We start from the raw sequence: 13,651 nt of genomic DNA on the forward strand, positions 1-13,651 counted from the left end.
TAAGCTATATTTAATGATAGTGCTCGTACATTTTATCTAGTGGCTCAGAAAGACCGCTCTCTTGCACTATACGCACATGTTTGCGTTTTAATTCGCGAGCACTGGTAACGCCACAAGAATGTGCAATAAGCCCCGCACCGTAATGAATGTATTTATTATAATTTGCGACCCGCTGCGCTTTATCCTCAACATTTAAACCACGCTGTAAACGTTCATTATGCGTAGTAATTCCTGTGGGGCAGGTATCTTTATTACATTGCATAGCCTGAATGCAGCCTAGTGCAAACATATGTCCACGTGCAGACACAACAAAGTCGGCACCTAGTGCTAATGCCCACGCAACTTTTGAGGGCACAATTAATTTGCCAGAGACAATAATTTTAACTCGCTCTCTAAGGCCATGCTTTTTTAGTAACTGAATAACTAAAGGAAGACTTTCTTTTAGCGGTAACCCCACCGAATCGAGTAAAGACTGAGGCGCAGCGCCGGTACCACCATCAGCACTATCTATGGTAATGAAGTCGGGTGCAGACTCAATACCACGATGATTTATCTCGGCAAATAAACTTTCTAACCAAGCATGTTCACCAATTACCGCTTTAAAGCCTGTCGGTTTACCGGTTGTACTTCTTATCGTGGTGAGCATGTCTAAAATATCGTTTGGATTTTTTATTTCTGGGTGCCCATTTGGGCTAATTGAATCCTGCCCCTCAGGTATGCCTCTTATTTTAGCAATTTCAGCATTCACTTTTCGCCCAGGTAACATACCGCCTTTACCTGGCTTGGCACCTTGGCTCATTTTCAGCTCAAACATTTTAACTGCTGGGTGTGCAGCAACGGCTTTTAGTTTTTCTGTGCTTAAATTTCCCTGATCGTCGCGCACACCATATTTAGCCGTACCAATTTGAAACACGATATCGGCACCACCTTCTAAGTGATACGGACTAAGTCCGCCTTCCCCCGTGTTCATCCAACAACCGGCTAATTTTGCCCCCTTTGAGAGTGCACGTACAGCAGGACTGGATAACGCGCCAAAGCTCATGCCCGATATATTAAATAACGAATTTGTGGTGTAAGGAAATTTACAATAAGGCCCAAGCGTTACGTTGCTAGGCGCTAGGGCTTCTTCATCTAAGGTAGGAAATGCGCAGTTCATAAACATTACGGTGCCTGTCGTTTCTAAGCTTTGGGTTGAACCAAAAGCAGCCGTATGATCAACATCTTTTGCAGCCCGATATACCCAACTGCGTTCGGCGCGATTAAAGGGCATTTCTTCACGGTCGAGAGCAAAAAAATACTGACGGAAAAACTCACCTTGGCGCTCAAAAAAGTAGCGAAAACGTCCAATTACCGGATAATTACGCCTAATAGCATGCTTTGTTTGGGTAACATCTCGAATATAAAAAATAGCAATTAATATAACCAGCAATCCAAATACAACAATAAATAAGCTGGCAAACACATCGATACTGAACATTATAAATTGACTCATTACTTATCCTTAAATGCTAAAAAAGCGTGATGTCATTAAATAACACCACGCTTTTATAGTTTCAAAATAATGCGCTATTAGCTATCTGTTTTTGCTAATTCTGCTTGTATATACAAACGTATTTGCTGCTCAAGCACCGACAAAGGCACTGAACCATGGCGCAATATTTGATGATGAAACTCACGAATATCAAACTGCTGACCTAATGCTTGCTCGGCCTCTGCACGCAGACGTTTAATTGTTAACTCACCAATCTTGTATGACAACGCTTGTGCAGGCCATGAAATATAACGATCGGTTTCTGTTTTTACATTGTGTAATGAAAGTGCCGTATTATCGGCCATAAAATTCATTGCACGCTCACGACTCCAGCCGTACATGTGCATACCCGTATCAACCACTAAACGTGCAGCACGCCACATTTCGTAGGTTAAACGACCAAAGTTGCTGTACGGGTCTTGATAAAAACCCGCTTCAACGCCTAAGTACTCTGAATACAGTCCCCAGCCCTCACCAAACGCTGATAAATACGCATCACGGCGATAGCTAGGTAAGCTTTCAAGTTCTGCATTGAGTGATATTTGTAAATGATGACCCGGAACAGCTTCGTGCAAAGTTAATGCTTCTAAAGCGTAGAGTGGTCGTTTATCTAAAACGTAGGTATTCACCCAATAAAAGCCGGCTTGATCATCACGGCTCGAACCCGAATAGCGCCCAGTAGTGTACTTAGGAGCAATATTGGCAGGCACCGGCGCTACGCCATAAGGTTTACGCGGTAAGGTATGAAATAATTTAGGCAACTGCGCATCCATTTTTTTTGCAATATACGCGGCCTCTTTTAATAATTGCTCAGGCGTTGTGGCGTAAAACTGCGGATCTGTTCGTAAAAAGTGGATAAATTCTGCAAACGTGCCTTTAAAACCTACTTCTTTAATAACCGCTTCCATTTCACTACGAATGCGCGCAACCTCCGCTAAACCCAGCTCATGTATTTCTTTTGGGGTCATTTGTGTGGTGGTGTAATATTTAGCACGATTTGCATAAAAGGCCTCACCATTTGGTGTTGACGAAATACCAATATCACTACGTGCGCCTGGTAAGTATTCGTTATTAAAAAAAGTTAAGTAATCTTTGTAGGCATTAATAACTTGGCTACTGATAATTGCTTTAGCTTGTTGTTGCAAATCTGCAAATTCACTATCACTTAAACCCGCGGTATTGTTTAAAAATGGCTTATAAAATTCAGATTGTGTGACGTCATCAACAATGTAAGCAGTAATCGAGTCTTGATAACCAATTAACACCGCTTTGGGTTGAGTTAAACCAACCTCTAATCCTTTGCGCATCCATGCCATATTTTGCTCAAAAAAGCGCGGAACTTGCTGTAATCGCTTTAAATAGTGTTGATAATCTTGTGCGGTTTTATAATCAGAGCTATTAACAATAAACGATAGGCTTGAATGGAATCCATATTCTGACGTTAAAGGCATGTAGTGCGTATTAAATACATATTCATCAACACTATTTTGCACTTGAGCTCGAATAATACTGTAGTTAATTTGGTTTTCATCACTGAGCTTACTTATATCTATGGCATCTAAATCTGCTAATAGCTGGGTGTTTTTTTGATATTGCTGCGCTAAAAATTCAGCTGACAAATTAGGTAATAAGTAGCCATCAACTCCTTCGGGGTTACTATACGGGCTAACATTTTGGCGATGCTGTACTATATTTTCAGCCGTTTGCGTAAATTGTTGATCCGCATTAATTGCGGTGAGCTGACACGCGCTTAGTGAGCACACTAAAGTGACACTTAATAAGGAAAGACGCATTTGTTTTGAAAGAGATAAATTCATAGTGATTGATCTTAGTAAGATTACAGATGTGATAAACCTATCGTAGCCTAGATAAATAGCAAATAGATATACGACCAACTGCGCAAAATATACGCCCGTGAGACATTGTATTAACTTAAGTTAATACAAAACTATAAATAACTTAGAGTAATTGCTCAGAAAAACAACGGTTATTGAAATTATAGTGCTATTTTAGCCAACTCCGACTCATTTTACTTTTAAATAACGGATATAATGATTATTGTATCGTTGCTTGGAAGCAAATTGCCTCATTGGACGAGTTTTATAAATCAGCATTTATGCGTATTTGGTTGGTAATTGCAAATGATGTTCCATGATTCCATGGCTATAGCACAAGAAAAAATGACAAAAGTATGTATGTTTTTAGAGCATCATGTTTTGCCTCCTACCCCCTTAAATTTTCAAGTTGTGTATACATACATTAGTAAAATCCATTTTGCGCTTAATAATGCCATTGATGATGCCATAGATGCCCATCAAAATATTGATGAGCTGTTTATTGAACAACTCTATTTTGAATATTTAAATCAAGGGCATAAAACCGAAGTAGCAATGATTGAAAACGTCAATGGCGTGATCAATTCACTATCGCAAAATGCTCAACAGACCGAAAAAAAGCTAAACGACTTTGCAGGTCATGTTAATGACTGTATGCACTCTCTAGATGAAAATAATATTGCCAACAGCCGTATTGCTTTAGAAAGGCTTAATGAACAAACTCAGCTTTTATTAACGCAACAAGCACAATTTAAACACCAACTAAGTCAGGCCAAAAAACTACACGAAGCAACTAAAAAACAACTTAATACCTTACGCAAACAACATGTGATTGACCCACAAACTGGCTTATATAAACGCCATTATTTAACCAAACAAACACAGTTATGGTTAAAACAAGACAAATCAATCTCAGCTATTGCCATTCAAATTGATAATTTAGAGCATTTTATTAATAATTTTGGCGATGCTATTGGCGAAGTGATTTTAAATAAAGTGGCTAAGCAAGTGCAAAAATATGTTTCGCAAAGTGGCTTAGCTGGGCGCTCTGCAAAAGATCAATTCATCGTTTTACTTGCTAACATAGAACCCGAAACCGCTAACCTTATTGCACAAAAAGTGATAAGCGGAGTTGAAAAGCTACGTTTTATTAGTTCAAAAAGCGACCTAAAATTACCCCCCATTTCTCTCTCTCTAGGGATCACTGAACAACAACAAGGCGACTTTAACCAGCTGGTTAAAAGTGCCTCAAACGCAGCTTTTAAGTCACGCTCTTCTCAATAACCCAGTACACTGTTCAAACAATAAAATTAACTGATAAATCATATTCAAATTGCACCCTTGGTGCACAATCAAGTACACTAGTCTTTATTACTACGATAGAGATTAATCATGAACGAGAACCCTGAAAAGACCACGCATTTTGGCTATAAAACTGTTGCCGAAACCGAAAAAGCTTCTATGGTTGCTGATGTATTTCATTCTGTTGCGACAAAGTACGATGTTATGAATGATCTCATGTCTTTTGGTATTCATCGTTTATGGAAACGTCAAACAATTGCCAGCTCAGGTATTCGTAAAGGTCATCATGTATTAGATTTAGCCGGTGGTACTGGCGATTTAACTGCAAAGTTTAGCCAGCTTGTTGGCGAAACCGGTCAGGTTGTTTTAGGTGATATAAACTCTTCAATGTTAAAAGTAGGCCGCGAAAAGCTGCATAACTTAGGCCTTGTAGGCAACATTGATTACGTACAAATGAATGCCGAAGCCTTGCCTTTCCCTGATAATAGCTTTGATTTAATTACGATTGCTTTTGGTTTACGTAATGTGACGGATCAAAATAAAGCGTTGCGCTCTATGTATCGTATTTTAAAGCCAGGTGGTCGTTTACTCATTCTTGAGTTTTCAAAACCAGAGCAAGAATTGTTGAGCAAAGCGTATGACTTTTACTCTTTCAACATTTTACCTACTATGGGTAAGTTGGTTGCTAACGACAGTGAATCATATCAATATTTAGCTGAGTCAATTCGTATGCATCCAGATCAAGAAACGCTAAAAGCGATGATGGTCGAAGCAGGATTTGAACAAGCAACTTATCAAAACCTTACAGGCGGCATTGTTGCACTTCACCGTGGGTTTAAATACTAAGGTTAGTAATTTATGGCGCTTGAAGAAAACAATAAAGAACAATCGGCTGAAAGCAGTTTTTTTATGCTACCGAGCTTTGTGCTTTCGCTTATTGAACAAGTATTAAATCAAGCGCTTAAACTCGACCCGAGCTTAGTCGATAAGCTAAAAGCGGTAGAACATCAGCGTTTATTAGTTGAAGTTAGAGATTGGCAGCAAAAAATAGCCATTACTTATGCCAATCAGCAGCTACATCTTTACACTGCATTAGCACATGCTGACGCTGACTGTATGATCAGTGCCAATATAAACACCTTGTTAGCTCTTAAAAATCCAGCCATGCTTACCCAGCTTATACGTCAAGACAAACTTGATTTGCAAGGGGATTTAAACATAGCTCAAAATTATAGCTCCGCCTTTTCAAGTTTAGACATTGATTGGCCAGAGCAACTAGCAAAGTATGTTGGGGATGCACCTGCACAGCAACTTTATTTGCACTTTCAGTCGTTTAAGCAGCAAGGTAAAAAAGCAAAATCACAGCTCGATCGCATCTTGATTAGCCTGTTCCAAGATGAATTGGCAATTACAATTCACCCATTAGAGCTTGCGCAATTTAAACAACAAAATAGAGCACTAAAAAGCCAAGTTGCTGCCATTGAGCAACGCATTAACGCCCTAATTAAAGCACTTTAACGCGCTAAGGATTTTTTGTGTCAACTGCCCGACTGTATTACATAACTAAAACCCTGCTTAGCTACGGACTCGATGAGCTTATTCCAAAACACAAAGTACCTTGGTTTGCTAAACTTGCACGAGGAAGTTTGTTTTGGTTGCGCAACCAACACAAAAATAAACCCCCGGGCTTAAGACTTCGTTTAGCGCTGCAACAACTTGGCCCGGTATGGATAAAATTTGGCCAAATGCTCTCAACCCGTCGTGACTTGTTACCCCACGATATCGCGCTAGAGTTAGCCTTTTTACAAGATCAGGTAGAACCTTTTGAAGGTGAATTAGCGCAAAAGATCATCGAAAAAGCATTAGAAATAGATGATATTAGCCAGCTATTTAGCGAGTTTTCAAAAACCCCCTTGGCATCGGCCTCAATTGCTCAAGTGCATACTGCCACCCTAGTTGATGCGCAGGGCGAATCGCAAGATGTTGTTATTAAAGTTATTCGCCCTAATATTGAGCAACAAATCAACGCCGACTTAGCCTTAATGGAAAAATTAGCTAAAGTTGTTGGTAAGTTAATTAATGAAGCGAAACGCTTACGCCCTGTAGAAGTGGTTAAAGAGTATAAAAAAACATTACTCGATGAACTCGACTTAATGCGTGAGGGTGCTAACGGCATTCAATTAAAGCGTAATTTTGAAGGCTCAGAATCGCTATATATTCCAACAGTATACAGTGACTACAGCCGCAATAATGTGCTGGTTATGGAGCGAATTTACGGTATTCCGGTGTCAGATACTGAAGCACTGATGGCACAAAATACCAATATGAAATTACTAGCTGAGCGCGGAGTGGAAGTGTTTTTTACCCAAGTATTCCGCGATAGTTTTTTTCATGCAGATATGCACCCTGGCAATATTTTTGTGTCGCGCGAAAACCCGCATAATCCTAAATATATTGGCATAGATTGCGGCATTGTGGGAACACTTAACAAAGAAGATAAACGCTATTTAGCTGAAAACTTTATTGCCTTTTTTAATCGTGACTACCGCCAAGTAGCTCAGCTGCATGTTGATTCAGGGTGGGTGCCGCCCGATACCAGCATTGAAGAGTTTGAATTTGCTATTCGTACCGTTTGCGAGCCCATTTTTAATAAACCACTTGCTGAAATATCATTTGGCCATGTACTGGTTAATTTATTTAATACTGCACGTCGTTTTAATATGCAGGTTCAACCACAACTCGTATTATTACAAAAAACCTTGTTGTATGTTGAAGGCTTAGGTCGCCAGCTTTATCCACAACTAGATTTGTGGAAAACCGCAAAACCGTTTTTAGAAGACTGGGTAAAACAACAGGTTGGCCCGCTTTCTGTACTAAAGCAAATGTATGCAAACTTACCGTTTTGGGCAGAAAAAATGCCTGAGTTGCCTGATTTAATTTATCAAAATTTAAAACGAGCACCGCACGCACAACCTCCAACATCAACGGTTTCACATAAGCCCTTGGTTTTAGGACTTTTTAGTAGTGCAGCGATGATTGTTTCAGCATTATTTTATTTACAACACAACTTAATGGCTGCTGGCGTTGTCTTAGGCTGTGCTGTAGTTGGCTTTATAGCGGCTTGGCGCCGCGCATAAACTAAGTGCTATTTACCGCTGTGGGCGTATAATCAGCATTTAATCTTAATATTAACGGCTTTAAAAGCAGGAGAAAACCATGGGGTTTGGTGGTATTAGTATTTGGCAGCTATTAATTGTACTTGCAATCATTGTACTTTTATTTGGTACCAAAAAGCTACGCGGTATCGGTGGTGATTTAGGCGGCGCAGTTAAAGGTTTTAAAAAAGCGATGTCGGATGAACAAAGCGCTGAAAAACAAGCCAGCGAAAATAAAACAGAACACATTGAAAAATCAGTAGAATCAACACCTATCGATTCAAGTACAACTAGCAAAACTAAAGACAACGACAAGGTTTAACCAGCATGGGAATGTGGGAGCTTGTTGTTGTATTTATTGTCGGTTTGGTGGTGCTTGGTCCTGAGCGTTTACCTGTCGCTATTAGAACTGTGAGCCGTTGGGTTAAAACAGCTAAAGCAATGGCCAATTCCGTAAAAGCGGAGGTGAGCGAGGAGCTTCGTGTGCATGAGCTACACGAAAATCTAAAAAAAGCAGAGCAACAAGGTCTTAAAGATTTAAGTCCTGACCTACAAAACTCTGTTTCTGAGCTACAACAAGCGGCGCAATCAGTCACCCATAGTTATAAAAAAAGTCAAACGCCAGCATCAAATAGCCAACAAACAGATGACTCAAAGTGAACATAGCACTCTCTTTTTTTCATGCACTTAATACACGGTATAAAAAACAATGACTGAGGAAGTAAAATCAGGGTTTGTCGCTCATTTAATTGAATTGCGTGACCGGCTAATTAAATCGTTATTAAGTATTTTAGTGATTTTTATTGGCTTAATTTACTTTGCAAACGATATTTATACGTTTGTAGCCGCTCCGTTAGTTGCTCATTTACCTAGTACAGCCACTATGATTGCAACGGATGTTACTGCACCGTTTTTTGCCCCTTTTAAGCTGACGTTGTTTGTTGCTTTATTTGCTGCCATTCCTTGGATTTTGCATCAAATTTGGGGGTTTATAGCTCCGGGTTTATATCAACATGAAAAGAAAATGCTGATGCCCATATTGGCTTCCAGTATTATCTTATTTTATAGTGGCATTGCTTTTTGTTACTTTGTGGTGCTACCTATAATTTTAGGGTTTTTCACCAGTGTAGGGCCGCAAATGATGACGCTTGCGCCCGATATAAGTAGTTATTTAGGCTTTGTGCTCAAGCTGTTTTTTGCTTTTGGGATCGCATTTGAAATCCCAGTTGCAATTATATTGCTCTGCTGGAGCGGTGCAACAACCACACAAAGTCTAAAAGAAAAGCGTCCCTATATAGTGGTTGGCGTATTTGTAGTGGCAATGTTTTTAACGCCTCCTGATGTGCTTTCACAAACCCTATTGGCACTACCTATGCTGCTTTTATTTGAGCTTGGTTTAATTTTAGCTAAATTTTATACCGCAAAACCACAACAAGAATCTAAGGAATAATATGAACAAGTATTTACTTTCTTTACTCGCTTTAGTCAGCGTACCGGTTTTAGCCGCTACTCCTATTAATGAGCAAGCTTTGCAAGCCTGTAGTTTTATTGAAAACGACTTTAATCGTTTACTCTGCTACGACAACACCATTGCCGGAAAGTCATTAACACAACCAGCACAAAGCCAGCTAAGCAAATCGGCACAAACAAATGTAAAAGCTGAGGCTCCCGCTGCAACAGCGCCTGTGGCCACTAAAGCAAAAGAGTTTGGTTTAGAGCATAAAGAAATTGCGGAAAATGGTGAAGAGTCTATTACGTCAATGATTTCATCTGTTAAAAAAGCACCTTATGGTGAGCTAATCATTACCTTAGAAAATAACCAGCAATGGCGTCAAATTGGTTCAGATAGCTTAAGATTAGACGAAGGCGATACTGTTATTATTAGCCGTGGCGTATTCAACTCTTTTTTACTTAAAAAAGCAGATCAAAACCGTTCAATTCGTGTAAAACGTACTCAGTAATGCAATACACGTTAATTGATGCTGGCGTAAATTTAACTAATCATCAATTTGATGGTCAGCATCAAGAGGTGCTCGCCAGAGCAAAAGATGCGGGCATAAACCAGATGCTGATTATTGGCTGTGATATCAGCTCCAGTGAAGAATCATTAGCACTTGCTGCGCACTATAATCAATATGCTACCGCTGGTATTCACCCTCATGACGCTAAAACAGCAACCCCTGAGCTTGAGCAACAACTCACTCAGCTTGCTCAAAATGAGCAGGTTATTGCCATAGGTGAATGCGGGCTAGATTACAATCGCGACTTTTCCCCTAGAGATATACAACGTGCTGTTTTGCGTCGTCAGCTCGCATTAGCTGAAAAAATAAACTTGCCTGTTTATTTGCATGAACGTGATGCCAGTGAGGATATGCTCACTATTTTAAAAGAATTTACTGTTCGCGGTGTACTGCACTGCTTTACAGGCAATGCGCAAGCACTCTCAGGTTACTTAAACTTAGGACTTTATATTGGTATTACCGGCTGGGTATGTGACGAACGACGTGGCGAGGAGTTACAGCAACTTATACCGAGTATTCCTATTGAACGTTTATTAATAGAAACCGATTCGCCATTTTTAATTCCTCGTACTGTTAAACCAAAGCCAAAATCAAGACGAAACGAGCCAGCATTGCTGCATTATGTGTGTGACACGCTTGCTCAACTTTATGGCATTCCGGCATCTGAAGTGGCAAAACATACTCGTGAAAACTTTAATCGCTTATTTGGATTAGAGAAAAAATAATGCGCATCTTTAGCACCTTGCTGGCATTCATCATGGTGTTTTTTACATCCTGTTTCCCTGCAAGTGCAATTGATATAAATAGCGAATTTAGCTCAAAAAAAATAGAGTCGATTCATTATTCGTTTACCCCCAACTCACTAGAAGATGCACAACAAAGCAACTTACAACAATGGCAGTCACTTAATAATAAACCGCTTAATTTAGGTCTTGAAACTCGCCCTGTGTGGATTCAATTTCAACTAAATAATTATCTTAATAAGCCAACAAAGCCAATTTTATCGTTAGATAACCCACTTCTAAACAATTTATACCTGTACCACTTTATGGGTGAGAAGCAACTAAAATCGGAACATATTGGTGATGCTCTTCCTTTATCTGATAGAGCGATTAAAAGTGAGTCTTTGCTGGTTAAATTAACACTTCCCGCTAACAGCGAAACCACCGTTTATCTTAACGTTAATAATAATGCGGGAATCGGGCTTCGCGTCCCCCTCACCTTATGGCAACAAGATGCATTATTAGCCCATAAAAGTATGCTTAACTTGCACTATGGATTACTGATTGGATTTATTTTTTCTTTGGCTATCAGTAGCTTGGTTTTATTTGCTTTTTCACGTAAACATTATTTTGCCTATGCCGGTGTGATTACACTGATGCTTAGCCTATTTTTAGCATATTTAGGCGGGTTTGGGTTTCGTTATGCCCCCCCAAGCATAGCAGCCTTGCAACAGTTAATGCTGCCTATTTTGCTAATGCTGATCACGGTATTGTTTCTTCCTTTACAGCGCCATGTTTGCATACCCATTAAATCCAACTTAGTTAAAGGGCAAACAATAATTACCACCTTATATGCATTGGTTATTGTACTTATAGGGTTGCTGCCTACTCCAAGCGTGGCTTTGTTTGCTATTTTAAGCATTCCTGTCATTTTAAGTTATCATGTTGTCACAACATTATTTTACCTACGAAAAAACCCCACGAGCCCCAATAAATCTCTATTTATGGCACTCGGGTTCTTTTTAATTGTAGTCATTCATTTTTCCGTTGCGTTAACAGGCCTGTATACCGTCACTAGATCCAGCTTAATACTCACCTTCGCGGCCTCTTTAAGCTGCTCATTTTGTTTAAGCTACACCGTCATAAAATTATTTATATTACAACGCGATGAGCAAGTCACAACACAACAGGCATTGATTGCAAAAAGTGCAGCGCAAGACGCGTTGTTAAATGAACGAATTGAATTACAAGAGCGCACTCGTCATGAACTTGAAAACCAAGTTGATGAGCGCACCTTTGAGTTACAAGTCACGCTTAGGGAACTTGAAGATAAAAACCGTGAGCTTGAACAACTCAATATGGAAGATGCTCTAACAGGGGTAAAAAACAGACGCTTCTTTGATAAAAAAATAATCATGGAAATTCGCCGTTCACGCCGTGAGCAAACACCCTTGAGCATCATTATGCTTGATATAGATAAGTTTAAAGCAATCAACGATACGTATGGCCACTTAACCGGCGATCAGGTAATTCGAGCAGTCTGTGATGTTATTAAACAACAATTAAAACGTCCTCTTGATGAAGTGGCGCGTTATGGTGGTGAAGAATTTGTCGTCCTGCTACCCAATACTAATAATCAAGGTGCGTTAGCTATTGCCGAGCAAATACGGTGCGCAATAGAAAAAAACACTGTCAGTGTTGCAGGTACTACGATTAAATACACCATTAGTGCCGGTGTTTATACTCATATTGCCGATGATGTTCATAACCCTGAAATATTTACTGAGCGTGCCGATAAGGCACTCTATCTAGCAAAACAACATGGCCGCAATCAAGTGGTTAATTTTCCAATCTCACAGTAGGAGCGTATAACTTATGGCCCAATCTGGACTAGACCTTTTCCCATATACTCGCATGCGTAGAATGCGCCGTAATGATTTCTCTCGTCGCCTTATGGCTGAAAACCAGCTGAGTGTTAATGATCTTATTTATCCTGTTTTTGTGCTTGAAGGTAAAAACCGTCGTGAAAGCATTGAATCGATGCCCGGCATTGAACGTTTATCAATTGATTTACTGCTAGAAGAAGCTAAAGAATTAGTTGATTTAGGCGTCCCTGCGCTCGCTATTTTCCCTGTTACCCCTGCAGATAAAAAATCTCTACTCGCTGAAGAAGCGTATAACGATGATGGCTTAGCACAAAGAACTGTTCGCGCATTAAAAGAAACCTTTCCAGAGCTTGGCGTGATCACCGATGTTGCACTTGACCCATTTACTGTGCATGGTCAAGACGGCATTATTGATGATGCAGGTTATGTAATTAATGACGTCACTACCGAAATTTTAGTTAAGCAGGCGCTATCACACGCACATGCAGGTGCTGATGTTGTTGCCCCATCAGACATGATGGATGGGCGTATTGGTGCAATTCGTGAAGCCCTTGAAGCCGATGGCTTTATTCACACTCGCATTATGGCCTATTCAGCAAAGTATGCATCAAGCTACTATGGCCCATTTAGAGATGCTGTCGGTTCAGCAGGAAACTTAAAAGGCGCTGATAAAAAAACTTACCAAATGGATCCTGCCAACTCTGATGAAGCTATTCGCGAAGTGGCTCTTGATTTGCAAGAAGGCGCCGATATGGTAATGGTTAAGCCAGGTATGCCTTATTTAGACATTGTACGCCGCGTTAAAGATGAATTTGGTGTACCAACATTTGCTTATCAGGTAAGTGGTGAGTACGCGATGCATAAAGCCGCTATTGATAACGGCTGGCTGAGTGAGGAAGCCACTATTATGGAATCTTTATTAGCATTTAAACGTGCAGGTGCTGATGGCATTCTGACTTACTTTGCAAAGCAGGCTGCCCGCTATTTAAATAAGTAATAAAAGCATATTGATATAAAAGGGCTTTATTGCCCTTTTTTATGTTTAAGAACAACACATAGTTGGCATTTATGCAGCGTTACCCCCTATTTTTATAGATAGTAATCACACTACACAGGCTCTGCCTTACCTAAAACCAAACTCACAACTGTACGTTCTACCTCAAAAAATAACAAAACTTAATATTGTTAACATTCTGTAT

General features: G+C 39.9%; 13 protein-coding genes. 11 read left to right on the forward strand and 2 right to left on the reverse strand.

All coding sequences use genetic code 11. The features are described 5' to 3' along the window. Positions 1-10: 10 nt before the first annotated feature. Together ND6B_RS09250 and ND6B_RS09245 are read right to left on the reverse strand one after the other, a co-directional pair. Positions 11-1,492, reverse strand: a complete 1,482-nt coding sequence (locus ND6B_RS09250; RefSeq protein ID WP_033103528.1) for an FMN-binding glutamate synthase family protein — start codon at positions 1,490-1,492, stop codon at positions 11-13. Positions 1,493-1,569: 77 nt separating this feature from the next. Then, the gene (locus tag ND6B_RS09245) at positions 1,570-3,348 is read right to left on the reverse strand and encodes a DUF885 domain-containing protein (protein WP_033103529.1); all 1,779 of its coding nucleotides are present in this window, start codon (positions 3,346-3,348) and stop codon (positions 1,570-1,572) included. Between the two features lie 342 nt (positions 3,349-3,690). Between ND6B_RS09245 and ND6B_RS09240 the strand changes: the two genes are divergently transcribed. From ND6B_RS09240 to hemB, 11 genes are all read left to right on the forward strand, one after another. Continuing rightward, on the forward strand, positions 3,691-4,650 hold the full coding sequence (locus ND6B_RS09240) for a GGDEF domain-containing protein (protein ID WP_033103530.1): 960 nt from the start codon (positions 3,691-3,693) through the stop codon (positions 4,648-4,650). A gap of 108 nt (positions 4,651-4,758) precedes the next feature. Continuing rightward, entirely contained in the window at positions 4,759-5,514 is a 756-nt protein-coding gene (gene ubiE / locus ND6B_RS09235) for a bifunctional demethylmenaquinone methyltransferase/2-methoxy-6-polyprenyl-1,4-benzoquinol methylase UbiE (RefSeq protein WP_008108541.1), read from the forward strand. Between the two features lie 12 nt (positions 5,515-5,526). After that, positions 5,527-6,186 (forward strand): ubiquinone biosynthesis accessory factor UbiJ, encoded by a 660-nt coding sequence (locus tag ND6B_RS09230; RefSeq protein WP_033103531.1) that lies wholly within the window; start codon positions 5,527-5,529, stop codon positions 6,184-6,186. 17 nt (positions 6,187-6,203) lie between these two features. Continuing rightward, the gene (gene ubiB, locus ND6B_RS09225) at positions 6,204-7,805 is read left to right on the forward strand and encodes a ubiquinone biosynthesis regulatory protein kinase UbiB (RefSeq protein WP_033103532.1); all 1,602 of its coding nucleotides are present in this window, start codon (positions 6,204-6,206) and stop codon (positions 7,803-7,805) included. Positions 7,806-7,884: 79 nt separating this feature from the next. Further along, positions 7,885-8,145 (forward strand): Sec-independent protein translocase subunit TatA, encoded by a 261-nt coding sequence (gene tatA / locus ND6B_RS09220; protein ID WP_033103533.1) that lies wholly within the window; start codon positions 7,885-7,887, stop codon positions 8,143-8,145. A gap of 5 nt (positions 8,146-8,150) precedes the next feature. Then, on the forward strand, positions 8,151-8,483 hold the full coding sequence (gene tatB / locus ND6B_RS09215) for a Sec-independent protein translocase protein TatB (RefSeq protein ID WP_013466201.1): 333 nt from the start codon (positions 8,151-8,153) through the stop codon (positions 8,481-8,483). 49 nt (positions 8,484-8,532) lie between these two features. After that, positions 8,533-9,273, forward strand: coding sequence for a twin-arginine translocase subunit TatC (tatC, locus tag ND6B_RS09210; protein WP_033103534.1), 741 nt, complete (start codon positions 8,533-8,535; stop codon positions 9,271-9,273). Between the two features lies 1 nt (position 9,274). Further along, positions 9,275-9,784, forward strand: coding sequence for a hypothetical protein (locus ND6B_RS09205; protein ID WP_033103535.1), 510 nt, complete (start codon positions 9,275-9,277; stop codon positions 9,782-9,784). After that, positions 9,784-10,569: a TatD family hydrolase gene (locus ND6B_RS09200; protein ID WP_033103536.1), complete on the forward strand. Its 786-nt coding sequence runs from the start codon at positions 9,784-9,786 to the stop codon at positions 10,567-10,569. The genes ND6B_RS09205 and ND6B_RS09200 overlap by 1 nt, the downstream gene beginning before the upstream one ends. Further along, a complete protein-coding gene (locus ND6B_RS09195; protein ID WP_033103537.1) occupies positions 10,569-12,428 on the forward strand; it encodes a sensor domain-containing diguanylate cyclase in 1,860 nt (619 codons plus the stop codon). The genes ND6B_RS09200 and ND6B_RS09195 overlap by 1 nt, the downstream gene beginning before the upstream one ends. A 13-nt stretch (positions 12,429-12,441) precedes the next feature. Beyond that, entirely contained in the window at positions 12,442-13,449 is a 1,008-nt protein-coding gene (gene hemB / locus ND6B_RS09190) for a porphobilinogen synthase (protein WP_008108557.1), read from the forward strand. Positions 13,450-13,651: the final 202 nt, after the last annotated feature.

The organism is Pseudoalteromonas sp. ND6B, from assembly GCF_000764215.1.
Lineage (GTDB): Bacteria > Pseudomonadota > Gammaproteobacteria > Enterobacterales > Alteromonadaceae > Pseudoalteromonas > Pseudoalteromonas tetraodonis.